Source organism: Pseudoalteromonas sp. Z9A6, from assembly GCF_011378805.1.
GTDB classification, from domain to species: Bacteria; Pseudomonadota; Gammaproteobacteria; order Enterobacterales; family Alteromonadaceae; genus Pseudoalteromonas; species Pseudoalteromonas distincta.
The window spans coordinates 13173-29297 of sequence record NZ_WTKZ01000045.1 but is presented as its reverse complement, the minus strand read 5'-3'; the positions used below and the strand labels follow the sequence as shown (position 1 = coordinate 29297).

The window sequence follows — 16125 nt, the reverse complement described above, 5'->3', positions numbered from 1 at the left end:
CAATTATCGCTTTTTGTACATCAGGCTTTTGTTTACGTCCTGAATTTTTGGCAATAGACGATGCTATTTCTTTGAGTTCAAGCCAAAGGTTAGAAGCACTTAAATCGAACTCCGGCACTGGCGGATTGAGCTCCGGCACTAACTCCGGCACTGGCGGGTTAAGCTCCGGCATTGGCTCTGTTAAGTCCGGCACTTCATTAATTGTTTTACTACCAATCAAGGGCAACGCTGCCTGACTAGGTGATAATACAAAGCTAATGTTCCTACCAGCCTCATTGTCTGGCGTTGGCACTTCTATCCCTTTTAAATGATATATCTTGCCTCGGTGCTGGCCTGCCGACTCCAAGTACCCTGCATTAACTAACTGGCTTAACGCAAGTGTCACTTCTCTCGTATGCTCTGAAGTGAGCGAACAAATACGCTCGTGGTTAAACCATGACTCAGTGATAGCGGTCATTAAAATGGTGCGTTTTAGCTCGCTTAGTTTGTTATAACCTTCACCATACGTTTCAATTAGGCGTTGGTGTAACTCTGGCGATACCATGTTTACCATACGCAGCTCTAATAAGGTTTGGTTTAACTCGTCTTTTTCGTATAGATGTGGGGGCTGCCAGTTTTGCGCTTTACAATTACTGTATATTTTAGGAATACCCGAGCCTGCTTTTTCGCTCAAACCAATATTTAAAAATATTTGATGAATAGCGGGATTACGGCACTGGCTATTACCGCCTGCTTTAGCTTCATGTACAGGCACTCGCATAAGCCCTGCATTTCTAAAGCCGATAAAGTCAGGGTGTTTTTCAATTAAAATATTACTTTCGGTACTAAAGTCTGCATGTGCGAGTGTATTAACAAGTGCTTCACGAATAGCCTCATGCGCTGGGGTTGTATCTTGCCGTTGCCCGCCATCGGTTAGGTTAAAGCCTACTTTTAAATCTACCGTGAGCTTACGGTAAACCTTACGATAAAAGTCAAAAGCATTTCCCGACCAAGAACCATCGGTATAAATTCGGTCTATCCAGCGGTGTGTACTGTCGTCTTTTTCTTGATAATCGAGTGCAAAACTTGGTAGTGCGTCTTGAATTGCATCCCACTTACCAAACATTACCAGGCCTGCAAGGGTTAAGCCTGCTTTGCCTGTTACGCGGTCTTTTTGCCAGCCACGTATTGAGCGCAAAAACTCTTGGTCGCTCAATTCTAAAAAGGGGTGTTGCGGTTTAGCGTCAACAAACATTTGCCTGTAAATGCGCAAGCTTTCGGGGTCTATATCGTCTAGGGTAAAGTGCTCTAAAATGCGGTTATCACGCACTTCCTCTTGCTCTGCCAGCATTTTATTTACTGTCGGTGGCAAACACTTTTGATCAGCATCGTAACGGCGCTGATAGGTCCCATTAAGTGGGTTCGCATTTATAAATACAGGGCGGCTTTGACGCGGAGCGCGTGGCACAGTAATCGCAATAACCGATTTGCCTTCAAGTGTTTCAACGCGCACATCGCTTTCGCTGAGCAAATTAATACTCACTTTATTGGGGTTATTAACAATATCCCAAATATTCTTAATTAGCGGCGCTGGGTTTGTTATACCCTCAACTGTAAACGTGCCTTTTTTTTCTTTAATGCCCAATAAAATTAAGCCACCACGAGTATTGGCAAACGCGCTATAAGTTTCCCACATATCATTAGGCACTGCACCATGGCCATCGCGGCCACTCGCCTGCTTACACTCAACCTCTACGCTTTCTTGCAAAGTTTGAATATCAATAATGTTCGCTATTGGGTCGTCGTTAATTTTATTAGTCATTATTTCTCACACAAACATTTGCTGTAGTAAGCCTTTTTTAAATAGCTTCGTTTGTTCTATTTGCTCATTAACAGCGTTTGTTTTTTTATCGAGTGAATCTAAGAATGCCATAATTTTATTTTGCTCGGCCTTTGAAGGTAAGGTAATTGGCATCTCTTGAAATACTCCAACATTAATACGCTTAGCCTTACGGCTACCATCGGCTATTTCCCCAAAACGTTTATAGAACCGCTTCTGCTTCACTACTTCAAGTACAAAAAACTTATTAACCAAAGAGCTTACATCTAAACTAGGTAAATCTAACGTACTTTCATAACCGTCTAACTCATCAGGAATTATTGCAAATGCACAGTTCAAAAAGTCTAATTTTCCATAAATAAATTGACCAGCCTTTCTTTTATAGTACTGAGTGTTCTCACTACCTTTACTGTCATCTTTTTTAGGAATTACGCCCTTACCCCAGATTTTAACTGTTAGCTTTTTAGCAACATCACCAGAGCTACCCTTAATTCTACTTTCGGTCATAACATCACCGATGGTTTTTACTTGCCACTCTGGAAAAGCATTTCCACCATTATCTTTAAAGTGGATTTGTTGGCTGAAAATTTGTTGCATTACGCCTTTTTTATAGTCTTTTAATAAGCGATGCTTTTCAGTTAGCTGGCTGATTTTTGTATCTACAGAAGCAAGGAAGTTTGCTATTTTTTGTTGTTCCGATTTTGGTGGGCAATAAAAATTAAGCTCAGATACAACTCCCCAATCTGAACGCGGCATTTTTGAACCTGATGACTTATTAGCTTCGTATATAAACTTATCTGTTTGAATATATTGATACAAGTATGAGCGTTCCAAATCTGAGTTCGGCTTCATCACCCATATTTCACTCGAGCAAATGCCTTCAAAAGTGGGCATTGCATATTTTTTTAAGTAAGGCCTAAGCTTACTAAATAAAATATCACCTGCTCCAAACTTATTTTTTTGACTCGCTACCTTATCGCTTGCAACACTGCCTAACAAGATACCTGTTCCTTGTGAAATGTGTTCCAGCTCGATACAAGGGTATAAAAAACTTTCAGTAACGGGATTAAATTTATTACTTTTGATTGAAACTAAGTCACCAAATCGAAAACGTTGGTATGGCATCAAGGGAGTAGGAAACCTTAATTTTGGAACTAACTTATTCATTTACCGCCCCAAAAGGCACTTCAATACCCAACTCATCACAAAAACCTGCAATTGTTTTGTCCGTTTCAAGCATCGCTTTATCATTTGCTATAAGTTGTTTTGCAATTTCATTTAAATCCACAAGTTCTTCATCTTCAAAGGTGTCGACGTAACGCGGAATATTAAGGTTGTAATCGTTCTCTGCTAAATCGGTTTGTGTAGCTGCGAATGCATATTTATCAATGAACTCGCGTTTGCTTACAACATCTAAAATTCGTTGTAAGTCTTCCTCACGCATTACGTTGTTGTTAGTGCCTTTTTCAAAGTGATTGCTGGCATCTATAAACAATACGTTGTCGTCGGCTTTACGGTGTTTGTTTAGTACCAATACACAGGTAGGAATAGACGTGCCAAAAAAGATATTAGCAGGTAAGCCTATTACCATATCAAGGTAGTTTTTTTCTTTAATAAGATGTTTGCGTATATGCCCTTCGGCAGCACCACGAAACAACACGCCGTGCGGTAATACCACCGCCATTGTGCCGTTGTCGTCAAGCTGGTGGATCATGTGTTGTACAAAAGCAAAATCGGCTTTACCTTTTGGTGCCAGCTTGCCGTAGTCGGCAAAGCGCTCGTTATTCATGTGTAGCGGGTTGGCAGACCAATCCGCCGAAAATGGCGGATTAGCTACCACAGCACTAAAGCGTTGCTCAAAGTGTGCGGGAACTTCTAACGTGTCGTCGTTTTGAATGTCGAACTTTGTGTAATGCACGTCGTGCATAATCATGTTCATACGGGCTAGGTTGTAAGTACTTGGGTTTTGCTCTTGTCCGTAAAACTTTAAATCGGGGTTATTAGCTTCTTTTGCAACACGCAACAACAATGAGCCAGAGCCACAGGTGGGATCGTAAACCGATTTAATGTGCGGGTTATTTAAAGTTACTAATTTTGCTAGTAATTTAGATACCATTTGCGGAGTATAAAACTCACCTGCTTTTTTACCCGCGCCACTAGCAAACATACCAATAAGGTATTCGTACGCATCGCCAAGTATGTCTATTTCGCTACTTTCTAGGTGAAAGTCGATGTTACCAAGGTGCTCTAATACTTTGGCTATTAACTTATTACGCGCATCCGGTGTTTTACCTAGCTTGTTAGAGGTTAGATCTAGGTCATCAAACAAACCGTTAAAGTCATCAGCGCTGTCTACGCCCATAGTACTTTGCTCAATATGGTTAAGCACGTTGGTTACATCATCAAGTATAAACTTATCGTTAGAACCGCGCTCAGCAAGTACATGAAAAAGCTCTGCAGGTTTTAAAAAGTAGCCAAGCTTATCAAGTGCCTCTTCTTTTACAGCTTCTAAGTACTCTTGTCCCTCTGCTGTAGTTTCGTCAATTTTAGCAAATACAATACCGTCTTCACTTAGTAGCTGATCAGCATAGGTATTGAGCTTATCAGACAGGTATTTATAAAAAATAAGCCCAAGTATGTAATCACGAAAGTCATCAGCCGACATGTTGCCACGTAAACTATTAGCAATATTCCAAAGCTGTTTTTTTAATTCTTGCTGGTGTTGTTGAACCATTAATCTAATCTCTTAATTAGTTGTGTAGAGCTTCTACATACGCACTGCACGTGCGTGTTAATCTTCTAAAAAGTAATCGCTATCGAGCGCTTTTACTTCAAATACTTGTTTGGTGCTAACGCCTAAGTTATGAGTAAGCATTAGCTCTGTAAGTTGTTTACCATCTACAAGCACTATGCGCTTTTCTATTAAGCCTACATATTCCAGTGCATCTTTACTAAAGCCGCTGGTGGTGATGAATACGCCCTTTTTAGCGCGGTGCATATCAAGTGCGCCCGCAAAGGCTTGTATGTCTGCTCTACCCACTGTTTTATTGGTGTAGCGCTTAGCCTGTAAATATATCATTTCGAGGCCGAGTTTATCTTCTTTTATTACGCCATCAATGCCACCATCTTGAGTATACTGAGTAGCTTGCCCTGCATCTTTACGTGAGCCGCCATAGCCCATAGCTAGCATTAAATCGACTACAAGGTTTTCAAAAAACGCAGGGGAGGCCGAAAGCACGGCCTGTAGTATTTCGTCGCTTAAGTTAGTGTTGAGTGTATCTACCGCTGCTTCTATCAGCTCTTCGGGTGTTTTGTGTGAGTTGCTATTTACTAAGCTGGTGGTGTTTTCGTCTAGTGAGTCGCTAGTATCTTTAGTACGGGTTTTAAAATCTAAAAACTCAGGATATTGGCTTAAATACTGGTTATTGATTTGTTCACCTGTTGCTAACGCAGATAAACCTTTGCTCGTAATGGTACAAAAGGCTCTTTTAGGTTGCTCAATTAACCCTGCTTTAACTAAGTATGTTTTAGCCCATTGCAAGCGATGGTAGGCATAGGTTTGTTTACCATTAGGTATACGTAGCTTAAGCTGCTCTACTGATAAACCGAGGTTTTGATAAACGCTTGCTTCAATGTCTTTAAGCTTGACGGTTTTACCGTTAGCTAAGCACTGCAGTAATGGAGTCATGAATGATTGGTAATCTGGTAACGACATACTATTCCCTGCCAAGCCGTATTAGTTAATAACTAAACAGCTAATCCTTTTGTTTTATTAGTTGAGATAATATACACATTAAGATTAAGGGGCAAAGATTATGTAATGATCATGTGTCTCATATCAACACAGTTGATGTTGGGTAGTAAGAAGAACTAAGAACGCACAGTTACAAACGCCTCCTCGTGCGTTTATGATTGTAATATCGGAGTTTTCACTATTTTTCTTAAACCGATGCACTAAACCTATAGGGTTTTTCGGTCTATTTACCTCAGTTGCTCACAGGTGATTTTTGTATTTTATGAAATAAGTTGTGATATTAGACTGTTTTTTATCCATTTGACGTATGTTCTGATGTATCAATCCTTGTTCACCATTGTCAATCACTCAAACCGATGCAGCAAACCTATATACCCTGCTTTAAACCGATGCAACAAACCTATAGTTATAAAACAATGGCTTAGGTTTATTTTGTGCTTTAAGCTCTGCTTCTCTTAGGCTTGAAAGAGAGTTTATCTGGGATTTCTTCGGAAAACCGATGCAGTAAACCTCTAGTTATAGATCAATGACTTAGGTTGGAATTTGATTTATTTCCCTGTATTTAGGTGTTTTCAGGGGGTTATTCCGGCTCTATCTGGGAAAACCGATGCAACCAACTATAGGGTTTAGGTGGTGGGCCGTAGGTAGCGCTTTTAAAAACTAGTTAAAGCGCTATCTATCCTGACATCACAAAAGCTGGCCAAAGAAGTCACCAGCCCGCAACTTACTTCTTCGTAATCTAAGTTTGATTGGGGTAAAGGTTTTTATCGCTAGTTTGTGCCAGCATTGAGCAACCCTCTTATAAAAAGTTTTCTTATTAGGGATTTCACATCCGTACCGATTTGATAATTGTACTATCGAAACGCCCTTCTTTGTTGACGACTTGCTTTCAAGTATTTCGTTAGTAAACAAAACCTCTCATCTGCAGAACTTCTATCATTAAATGGGGAAAATACTCTGCCTCATTACTTAGAATAAACCCCATGGAACTTTCCAATCACTTCCCAAATAACTATCTATCTGGGATTGTGATGCATATTTCCACGAAGGCAGCTTATACATAACTATTACAGGGGATTGATAAGAGAACTCCCTGTATTTCTGGGATTGTGATGCGTATTTCCACTAAAATAGCTCATACATAGCTATTACAGAGGATTGGTAGGAGCATTCCCTTTATTTCTGGGATTGTAATGCATATTTCCGCAAAAATAGCTCATACATAGCTATTACAGGGATTAATTGGAGCATTTCCTATTTATCTGGGATTGTGACTTGGTAGTGAGATATTTATCCAAAATAAAAGTAGCGTTTAAAAATAAAACTTAAATGGTCTCTTTAGAGACCTAAATATATACTTGCCTGTTCAAGTTAAATATTTGATTGATTTTTAGTCTTTTAAGGGACCTTTCAAAGGCCTTTATGAATAGGTAATAACTTCCATAAGCGTCTAACAAAGGGCACCTGCTAATAATCAGTCAAAGCTATTAATCTTTCTCCAGCTTTACATGAGGAAAACACGTAGCCTTGAGTTCTGGCGTAGTATTATCCCAAATAGCTTTGTAATTGTCGCTTGGAAGTAAGTCGTCACGTAGTTGTGAGTAGCGAAATGCCAATGGTTTTTTAACCAGTGCGTCAATAACATGCAAGTAACTAATATCACGTGCACGGCATCCTTTAGAAGCATAGACACGCGCTAACGTTTGAACTAAATCGCTGCCATAGTGCAGCTCTAAACGGTTGTCATATAAACGAACCAGTAATCGGCTACCAACAAGGCGTGACGGGACGCTATAGGTAACACGTTTCAATGAAATAGTACTCGTACGTGACACCGTTAGATAATGCTCGGTGTAATTGACGCTCATCGTCCGTGGTAAAGCATGTAATTGTCGCTGCTCTACTGCGTATTTATCACTTACACGGCGATTACGGCGAGCAACAATATCGGCAACAAACGATTCATAGACTTCTCTTGTCTGAAAGTCATAACTACCACGGATTTTTAATGCTTGCTCCAGTTGCGATTTAAGATGCCCATGAGGGCTCTCAATAGCCCCATTTTCATGCGCAATACCGCGGTTATTGCGGGTCGCTTTAAAGCCATAATGGGTGACTAATTCATTAAAGCGCTCTGTAAAATCGTTATCATTAGTGTGATTACGATAGGCGGCACTCAGACTGTCTGTACGCACTTCTTTAGGCACACCGCCGGCTGCTTTAAATGCGTTTTGCACGCCATCAGAAAAAGCAGCAAAGCTTTCACCGCCGTAAATCACTTGGGCGTAAGCCCAGCCACTGGCGGGCATACGATAATGAAACAACATATGCTTTAAGGGTTCACTAGCAATGGTAACGGGTGACTTCACATGTGTAAAATCACACATGCCTAATAGGCCATACTCGTGTGTTTGCAGGAATACGACCTCTTTGCTTGAGCCATACAGTGCTCGCCATTTGTGAATTCGACGCTCTAATGTACGCCGTGAGCTCGGGTTAAATTTGTCGGTGTGAAACTCGCAAAGGTGATCAAAAATTCCCACCGGAGTTAACGTTGCATCACCTTGAAGTAGAGGGACAACAATACTGTCCCAGATAGACTCAAGTGGATCTATACGCGTTCGCCATTGGCGTTTATTAGACAATGGCTGCTCATCCAGTTTATCAATGCGCCTTGCTGAACGTTCTGAAATACCTGCTTTCGCAGCCGCGATAACTTGGCTATTACGTTTTCTATGTTTCATATAAATAGTGACCTGCTGATCAGTGATTCGTGTTCCCGGCACAGTGAACTCCTCCGTTCAGCTGTACCGAACCTTATCAGATCAACCGGCCAGGATAATTGTCGCTAGACCGGCCACCGTAATTGTCGCTTAATAATTAACTTATTCACATATCCACAGTACCTATTAATTCTATTAAATCTATTAAAACTATAAGATCTATAAGAACTATAGGTGTCTGTAAGTTATTGTTATTAAAAGATAAAAACATTGTAACAGATCATATATTTGGTGTTCCGGATCATATATTTGGTGTTTTAGATCATATATTTGGTGTTTCGGATCATATATTTGGTGTTTAGATTACATATATTTGGTGTTTAGATTACATATATTTGGTGTTCTTTTTTAGAATAAGGTTCTGACGACATACACTATTTTTATAGTACATGTCTCATTGCTAGCATGCAAAATGATAGATTAAGCTCTTTTTTAATATATTTAACACAATTCTGAGGTTGAAAGTTTGTATTTGTGTATATGCGTAACATATTTTTGGTGTTGAGAGCTTGTATCTTTGTATGTACGTAACATATTTTTGGTGTTGAGGGATTATATCTTTGTGTGTACGTAACATATTTTTGGTGTTGAGAGCTTGTATCTTTGTATGTACGTGACATATTCTTGGTGTTTTATTTATTTGTAGGGCTATATTCGTCGTATTTTATGGGAAGTTATTAAAAATAGGTCTACGTGAGCATATTTTATATGAGCTACATTACATATTTTTGGTGTTATTGAGAGCACATACCAAAAATATGTAATATGCTTTTTAATATGGAATATCTAAATTATCTATAGTCAGTTTATTCGCAATATCTATTTCTTCTTTGCTGGATGCTTGTTCTGCGCGGTTATTACGCCTTTCAATCAAGGTTGTAGCTATTTTATTAGATAGCTTCTCATTACCAGTGTAATTGTATGCAGAAAGTAACAGTTTAAGTTCTGCAGTTGATAATTTTTTACCATTGCCTTCAGACTTTAATTGCTGCCTTTTAAGCTCTAGCTTTTTAATAGTTGTAATAGCATTGCGTTCATTAAATTCCTCAATATTGCCTTTTGTTATCCAACTCATAAGGAATTTGATAGCTATGATTTTGTTGCCTTGTTTTTTTAATTCGTAGCCAACTTCACCATTAGCACTTTCATAAAATAATAGTTCTTTATTTGTTGTCGGATTGGCCTTGAGAATATCAATGCTGCTTCTAATGCATCTCTGCATAAAAACCCCATTATTTTTAAAAGATAATTTATCTGATTTTAAATTCCCTTTTTCATCATATAGACCAAATAAACCTTTTAGTTCATCAAGCTTAATCAAGTGCATTTCGTAGCCGGGCTCTTTAAACCTACTAAGTATTTCATAGAGTCGCTTTGCGTATTCCTGTTTTATGCATAAAAAGCTTGTGGTATTGATCAGCGCAAATCCTTGCTTATACTCTATAAACTCAGACTTCAGAAGATCATTAGGTATCATTGTAAATGTGCGGTTTTTATAGCTTATATTTTTAAATATTGGTTTATAGTCAAATTCAATTTCTCCATTACCATCTTCAGTTTTTATACCAACGCTATATCGTGATAGCCGCATAGCTACAGGGTTAAGGTATGTCGCTATATGTTTTGGCGCTATATTGAGCCAATTGGAGAGCTGAGATGCTGAAAACTCGTATTTAGGGGTTGTTCCAACCCAATCACTTTCTTTCATAGTTGCAATCATGAGTGCAAATATATCTGCTTCACGGGCAGATAAATCTTGGCGACTAAATACTATCTGATGGCTCTTTTTTATGTGTTTAGGAAGAGAATCCCTTGAAACTACTTTCTTTTTCTCATCGATACTCATTTCTTCTTCCAATGTCGAGACTGTATTTGCTAGTTGATGACATATTCTTGGTGTTTTTACTAGATTACACATATTAGACATTAAAATATACTCTCTAATTAGCTTATATTTCGATGATGAGGGGAGCTTGTATTTCAATAGTCATTTTTTAAAATAACGATAAAAATATTCCTCAAGTTGTATTTTACCTACAAGCCACATTTGCCAACACCTACGGCTTCTTTTTTGGTAATTATTCAATATGAATAACTCAAATTATAAAACTAAAACAAAAATCAAATACCTCTAAAATACATGGACAACTCAAAAAACAAGGGATACACTTGTTTTAAATAAAAAGGGATTCATCTATGACCATTGAAAAGACTACTCACATTTTTCAAGATTTAAAGGAAGGCGCTGATCGCTATATAAAAAGACGCAATCAGAGGCTTTTAGTAAATCATCGTAAGGAGCTTAGAAGTTTTACGCGAGCTGAAGCATCTATATATTTAGATATTGATGTAAAAACTTTAGATAGGTATTGCGCTTCACTGGGTATTGACCCACGTAGACACGAAGATGCACAGTGGTCAATTGACATCGAAGAAATTTATAAAGTAAGAGATTCGCTCTCTGTTGAATTACGTAAAGAACCTAAGTTCAAACGTAGTGATAAGCAGAAAGCACAGATTATAGTGATTCAGAATCAAAAAGGTGGTGTTGGTAAAACAGTGTCAAGTGCAACAATAGGTTCAGGACTAGCTACTGAGTTTCATCAAGAGTATCGCGTAGGCCTTATTGATATGGATGGACAAGCTACACTATCAATGTATTACGCCCCTGAATCAGCACAAGAAGGTTGTTTATCTGTAGGCGATCTGATCATGGGAAACTATGAATTAGACGAAAATGAAACTAAAAAAGAAGCTATTTCAAGTGCCTTTTTACCTACTACAATTCCAAACCTCCGTATTTTACCTGCCTCACAATCAGATCGTGGTATTGAGGGGTGGTTTCATGAAGGCGTATTTAATAAGTCTCTAAGTTCGCCCTACTCTATTTTGAGTAAGATTTTAAATGAAGTTGAAGATGAATTCGATATTATCATAATAGATACCCCTCCATCATTAGGCTATGCAACGTATAACGCTTACTACGCCGCAACCAGTGTACTTTTCCCACTATCAATTACAGAAAATGACATAGATGCAACGTGTTCTTATTTTTCATATATACCGCAAGTCTGGGGATTATTGAATAATGCTAAGCATCAGGGGTATGACTTCATGAAAATACTTATTACAAATCATAAAGACAGTTCAACAACAACGGAGTTACTCAATAGCCTTAATGATAGCTTTTCACCTTATTTATACTCTAAAGAATTTAAAAATAGTGAAGCTGTAAGGCAGGCATCATCTTTATTATCAACGGTGTTTGATATGTCTAAAAGTGAGTACCCAAAAAGTAAAATGTCATACCAAGTGGCACAGCAAAATGCTTATGAAGTAACAAGTCAACTACAGCGCGATATTGTAAATGTATGGCGTAAGCAAGAGCAGGAGTAAAATTATGGCTAGAAAACGTGGAATAAGATCACCACTTGGCAACGCAGTCGGAGCGCAAGATGCAATCGAGTCAGGACAGAAAAGTAATATAGAGTCGCTTGCAAAGCAATTAAAAGCAGAGATCACTGGTTCTAAATTATCACTAATGGATGTATTACAAACCCATCTAGGGATAAGTAATGTTGGAGAGAGTGTATCCTGGAAGTTAAAATCAGGAAAAATAGCGCAATTTGTTCCTATTACATTAAGTTATCAGCAAGTTAAAGAGCTTACTTCGGTCACATTTGAAGTGAATGGTCGAGATCAATCTGGTCTAACCAAAGAATCTCTTCAAGATCTAGACTCATTATGTATACAACAATATTACCCAGCTATAGGCCGAAGAGTTAATGGCGTAATTGATCTGCTAGATGGCTCCAGGCGTAGAGCTAGGTTTTTGCTTGAAGCAGGTAAAATTAACTCATTTAAAATATTAGTCACAGATGACGATATTAGCTCTGGTGACGCTAAAGCATTAGCTAAGCAGCTGCAAGTTAGTAAAGAGCACAACTTACGTGAAATTGGTATGCGTTGTCAGTTAGAAAGTCAGCTTTATGAAAAAAAATATAATAAAAAACTCACGCAATCTGAATTAGCTGAAGAAATGGGCTTAAGCCAAGCCAAGGTAAGTAAGGCGCTAACTGCTGCCTCTATCGATAGTGCTATTATTGAGCTGTTTCCGGATATTTCTTTATTGTCACACTCAGACTACAAAGTATTAAATACAGTACAAAAAACGTTAGGTGAAAACGTAAATGAATTTATAAAGGATATAGAAAGCAATATAATTAATATCAATAGTGAATTAGTTCAAGACGATTATAAAGAAGCTATATTAAAAATAGTTACAGACGCTATTAAAACATACAAACCTAAGCCAACCGAGCAGGCTATCGTTACTCCACTTGCAAATTTTAGCAAAAAGAATACCTATGCACGTAAGCGCGTTAAAGGTAGAAAATTCGCTTATGAGTTTTCACAGCTAACAAAAGAAGTACAAGATACTTTAGACCAGGCTATTGCTAAAGTGTTGCAAGACTCGCTTTAATAATAAAGGTATTCAGTCATAGCTAATTTATGAGTGAATACCTTTTAGGTTCCTCAACGGAGATTTTGTTTTAAGTTATTGTTTTTAAAGTCTTTAGTGTTTTTTATTTGTAGTTATTCAGGCTGAATAAATCAACAGTATCTAGCCTGACTCACGCTCATATATCTGCTGGGTTGATATTAAAAAGTTAAAATTAAACTAAAGTATGAAACCAAGATTGTGCGCTTCAGCTTGTTATTTAATCGCGGCAGGTGCAGATGAAATATACGCTCAAAATTCTAGTTTAGTTGGCTCTATAGGTGTTCGTATGGACTCATGGGGCTATGAAGGTGCTTTAAGTAAGCTAGGCATAGAAAAGCGAGTTTTCCATGCAGGTAAACATAAAACGCTACTCGAACCATCAAAGGATGTGTCAAGCGTTGAACGTCAGTTCTTACAAAACAATATACTGGATAAATTACATCAGCAATTCATTAGCTCCGTCAAGCAAGGGCGTGGAGAAAGATTGGCAGATAGCTATAAAAGTTCCCTACATCAGGTGACTTTACCAACCTCCCTTACACCCCTTTTACTGCAGGGTTTTCGTGCTATTTTACTGTAGGAAAACGTCTGAAAATGGCTGTTTTAGACAGAATTTACCAGTTAAAACCTGAGATGGAAATGTGAAAAAATTCACTTTTTTATAATCGTTTACCAGCAAAATAGTGATGTAAAAGTAAATCCTCAACGCCTACACAGCGACCAAAATATAGCAGCTAAAGGTTGTTTTCTTTTTAAACGAATGTCGTTATTGTAGAATACATCTAATATAAGGATATATCATGTCAACTACTCACCCCTAAAGGGATGAGCTTGTAAAAGCGCTTGTTGACCAGACCACTAACTGAGGATTAGAAATGTTAGTAAACGATAATTTAGATGTAGAAACCTTGGAATGCCGCCTCAGTTCCACGTTCTTTCGTGGCACTGTAAACAGTCCTATTGAGTTATGGGCAGTCAACCACGTTGCGAAGCTAAATTATCTGGTCGAGAGGAAGTCGAATTTGCTGTGTGCCTCAAGCACAGTTATACGCACAACTCGAAGGAGATACGCGCTATGTTAGCGTATGTACTTAACAAGCATGGGAAGCCTTTGATGCCCTGCAAGGCCGCTAAAGCACGTAAGCTGCTTAAAAATGGTATGGCTAAGGTAATCAAACGTGCCCCGTTCACAATTAAATTATTGTATGGATCGAGCGGCCATACTCAGCACGTAGTTGCTGGCATGGACACTGGCAGTAAACACGTTGGCTGTGCAGCTATCGCAAATGGTAAAGTGATTTATCAAAGCGAGGTGGCTTTGCGCACTGACGTATCTAAAAAGATGCAGCAACGTGCAATGTATCGAAGGACTCGCAGAAACCGTAAGCTACGCTACCGCCCTGCACGTTGGTTGAACCGTGCCTCAATGCGTAAAGAGGGGCGCTTAGCACCATCTCTAAAAAGCAAGCTTGATTCACACTTGCGTGAGAAAAAGCAGGTTGAAGCTATCTTACCAATTTCACATTGGAAGGTTGAAACTGCTAGCTTCGATATACACAAGATAACTAACCCAATTGTGACTGGTGCCGGCTACCAGCAAGGCTACTACAACGTTAAAGCCTACGTATTGCAGCGTGACAATTATAAATGTCAAAGTGGACACAAAACGAAGCACAACGCCAAGCTGCACGTACACCACAAAGTACTTCGTTCTCAGGGCGGCACTGATACACCCAGTAACCTAATAGCGCTATGCGAGACGTGCCATAATGATTTACACGCAGGAAAGTTTGATCTGAAAGTGAAGCGCTCAAAGACTAAACATGCGACTGAAATAGGTATACTCAAAGCCCAGTTAAAACAGTGCTGGGATTTTGAAGAAACGTTTGGCTACGTGACCAAATTTAAGCGCGAGCAAGTATTGGGCTTACCGAAAACTCATTACTATGATGCCGTGTCAATTTGTTGTGAAAATGGCGAGCTTGTACAACAAGCCAAACATGTTTTACGTAAACGTCATGTGGCTTCTGGTGACTACCAACAGATAAAGGGGGTTCGCTCCGAAAAGCGGATACCAGTTGGCAAGCTATTTGGCCTAAAAAAACACGACTTTGTACAAACACCACAAGGTACTGGTTTTGTTAAAGGCAAGCGTAGCTCAGGCTACTTTGCCCTAGAAACTATTTTAGGTGATAAGGTTCACGCCAGCGCTAACATTAAGAAAAACACGGTTCGGATTTCTGCTCGAACCACTACGTTAACTCAACCAATGGAGGCGGCAATTCCTCTCGGCACTAAAGTACCGAGAGGAATTGCTGTAAACTGATGAAAAAAGTTTCACTAACTTTAATTTTACTCTGCGGTATTAGCTTCCAACCGAAAGCTCAAAATTTGGATCTTCAGGTTAATAAATACTCTCAAGCCAAGCGTGTGGAGTCGTTTGAATTAAACAACGTCCAAAGAAGTACATTGCAAACTATTATCCATAATGCTGAGATAGATAAACAAATAGATGCTGAATATGAAAGCGGGGTTATAGATACATTCGGAGATTTGAGTAGAAAAATCCCTTACAAGGGTAGTGAAATTATCAACGTAAATCTAAAGAGCAGTAAGAGCGGCTTAGATAACTACACTCTAAAACCAATTTACATCGCTTATGGCGGTGATTTAAAGTTAAGAAGAGTAGAGTTCGAATCTAAAAACAAAAAAATTAAAGCTAGGCTGTATTCATTTATGGAAAGTGACGAAAGTAATTCGCCTTCAACACTTTATTATGAATTCATTATTAATATGAATGAAAAAGAAATGTTTATAAAGCTCTCAAAGGATTGGCAGGTTATTAGCGCCACCGAAACACAGCAGCTGAAAACCCCTTCCGTATCTGGTAATGACACAATCGACGTGAGGTATGGCTTAACTGAACAGCAACTAGTTGCGGCCTCTATTAAGTCAGGCGTCTCGGAGTCTATAAACGGATGGACAGTGAAAATGCCACTAGTGCGTAATACCATGATGCTGATCAATTTTTTGTCTGTCAGTAGATCTTAATAAAATCTAACTTGAGTGATCGGCATCAGTCAAGGAATTTAGTTGTTTCGCATCGATTCACCTTTTAATTCCAACTTTATTGCACCGTGAACTGTAGTGTGGTGACCAATAAAATTAGTTACACCCTCTTTTTAGTTTCACTGTTGCTATATAGATGTCTTAATATTACTCAAACTTTTTTATTCTGTCATGACGATAGTTTTTTTTTTTTTTT

11 protein-coding genes are annotated in these 16125 nt (G+C 38.7%); 5 read left to right on the top strand and 6 right to left on the bottom strand.

The genetic code is table 11. From position 1 onward, the window contains the following. From GQR53_RS15240 to GQR53_RS15215, 6 genes are all read right to left on the bottom strand, one after another. Positions 1–1801 (bottom strand): RNA-binding domain-containing protein (locus tag GQR53_RS15240; RefSeq protein ID WP_240917488.1); only part of this gene is annotated, 1801 nt, incomplete at its 3' end. Positions 1802–1807: 6 nt separating this feature from the next. Continuing rightward, positions 1808–2986 (bottom strand): restriction endonuclease subunit S, encoded by a 1179-nt coding sequence (locus GQR53_RS15235; RefSeq protein WP_165744399.1) that lies wholly within the window; start codon positions 2984–2986, stop codon positions 1808–1810. Further along, entirely contained in the window at positions 2979–4553 is a 1575-nt protein-coding gene (locus GQR53_RS15230; protein WP_165744398.1) for a type I restriction-modification system subunit M, read from the bottom strand. Before GQR53_RS15230 ends, GQR53_RS15235 begins: the two co-directional genes overlap by 8 nt. A 57-nt stretch (positions 4554–4610) precedes the next feature. Next, entirely contained in the window at positions 4611–5534 is a 924-nt protein-coding gene (locus GQR53_RS15225; protein WP_024603963.1) for a restriction endonuclease, read from the bottom strand. Between the two features lie 1526 nt (positions 5535–7060). Next, positions 7061–8359 (bottom strand): IS21 family transposase, encoded by a 1299-nt coding sequence (gene istA / locus GQR53_RS15220; RefSeq protein ID WP_346774397.1) that lies wholly within the window; start codon positions 8357–8359, stop codon positions 7061–7063. A 769-nt stretch (positions 8360–9128) separates the two neighbouring features. Further along, positions 9129–10202, bottom strand: a complete 1074-nt coding sequence (locus GQR53_RS15215) for a replication initiation protein (protein ID WP_165744397.1) — start codon at positions 10200–10202, stop codon at positions 9129–9131. Positions 10203–10552: 350 nt separating this feature from the next. On the opposite strand from GQR53_RS15215, the gene GQR53_RS15210 reads away from it, so the two are divergent. The 5 genes from GQR53_RS15210 (at position 10553) to GQR53_RS15190 (ending at position 15911) form a co-directional block, all read left to right on the top strand. Then, positions 10553–11752: a ParA family protein gene (locus tag GQR53_RS15210; protein ID WP_165744396.1), complete on the top strand. Its 1200-nt coding sequence runs from the start codon at positions 10553–10555 to the stop codon at positions 11750–11752. Between the two features lie 4 nt (positions 11753–11756). Next, the gene (locus GQR53_RS15205) at positions 11757–12839 is read left to right on the top strand and encodes a ParB family protein (RefSeq protein ID WP_086998898.1); all 1083 of its coding nucleotides are present in this window, start codon (positions 11757–11759) and stop codon (positions 12837–12839) included. Positions 12840–13044: 205 nt separating this feature from the next. Continuing rightward, positions 13045–13440 (top strand): S49 family peptidase, encoded by a 396-nt coding sequence (locus GQR53_RS15200; protein WP_165744395.1) that lies wholly within the window; start codon positions 13045–13047, stop codon positions 13438–13440. Between the two features lie 495 nt (positions 13441–13935). After that, entirely contained in the window at positions 13936–15186 is a 1251-nt protein-coding gene (gene iscB / locus GQR53_RS15195) for an RNA-guided endonuclease IscB (RefSeq protein WP_165744394.1), read from the top strand. Then, positions 15186–15911 carry a hypothetical protein gene (locus GQR53_RS15190; protein ID WP_086957893.1) on the top strand — a complete coding sequence of 242 codons (726 nt, stop codon included), beginning with the start codon at positions 15186–15188 and terminating at the stop codon, positions 15909–15911. Before iscB ends, GQR53_RS15190 begins: the two co-directional genes overlap by 1 nt. Positions 15912–16125: the final 214 nt, after the last annotated feature.

Excerpts from the sequence above, each read along its gene's own strand:
- GQR53_RS15200 (WP_165744395.1), top strand. The coding sequence starts at position 13,045 with ATGAAACCAAGATTGTGCGCTTCAGCTTGTTATTTAATCGCGGCAGGT.
- GQR53_RS15215 (WP_165744397.1), bottom strand. The coding sequence starts at position 10,202 with ATGAGTATCGATGAGAAAAAGAAAGTAGTTTCAAGGGATTCTCTTCCT.
- GQR53_RS15235 (WP_165744399.1), bottom strand. The coding sequence starts at position 2,986 with ATGAATAAGTTAGTTCCAAAATTAAGGTTTCCTACTCCCTTGATGCCA.
- GQR53_RS15210 (WP_165744396.1), top strand. The coding sequence starts at position 10,553 with ATGACCATTGAAAAGACTACTCACATTTTTCAAGATTTAAAGGAAGGC.
- GQR53_RS15225 (WP_024603963.1), bottom strand. The coding sequence starts at position 5,534 with ATGTCGTTACCAGATTACCAATCATTCATGACTCCATTACTGCAGTGC.
- GQR53_RS15230 (WP_165744398.1), bottom strand. The coding sequence starts at position 4,553 with ATGGTTCAACAACACCAGCAAGAATTAAAAAAACAGCTTTGGAATATT.
- iscB (WP_165744394.1), top strand. The coding sequence starts at position 13,936 with ATGTTAGCGTATGTACTTAACAAGCATGGGAAGCCTTTGATGCCCTGC.
- GQR53_RS15205 (WP_086998898.1), top strand. The coding sequence starts at position 11,757 with ATGGCTAGAAAACGTGGAATAAGATCACCACTTGGCAACGCAGTCGGA.
- GQR53_RS15190 (WP_086957893.1), top strand. The coding sequence starts at position 15,186 with ATGAAAAAAGTTTCACTAACTTTAATTTTACTCTGCGGTATTAGCTTC.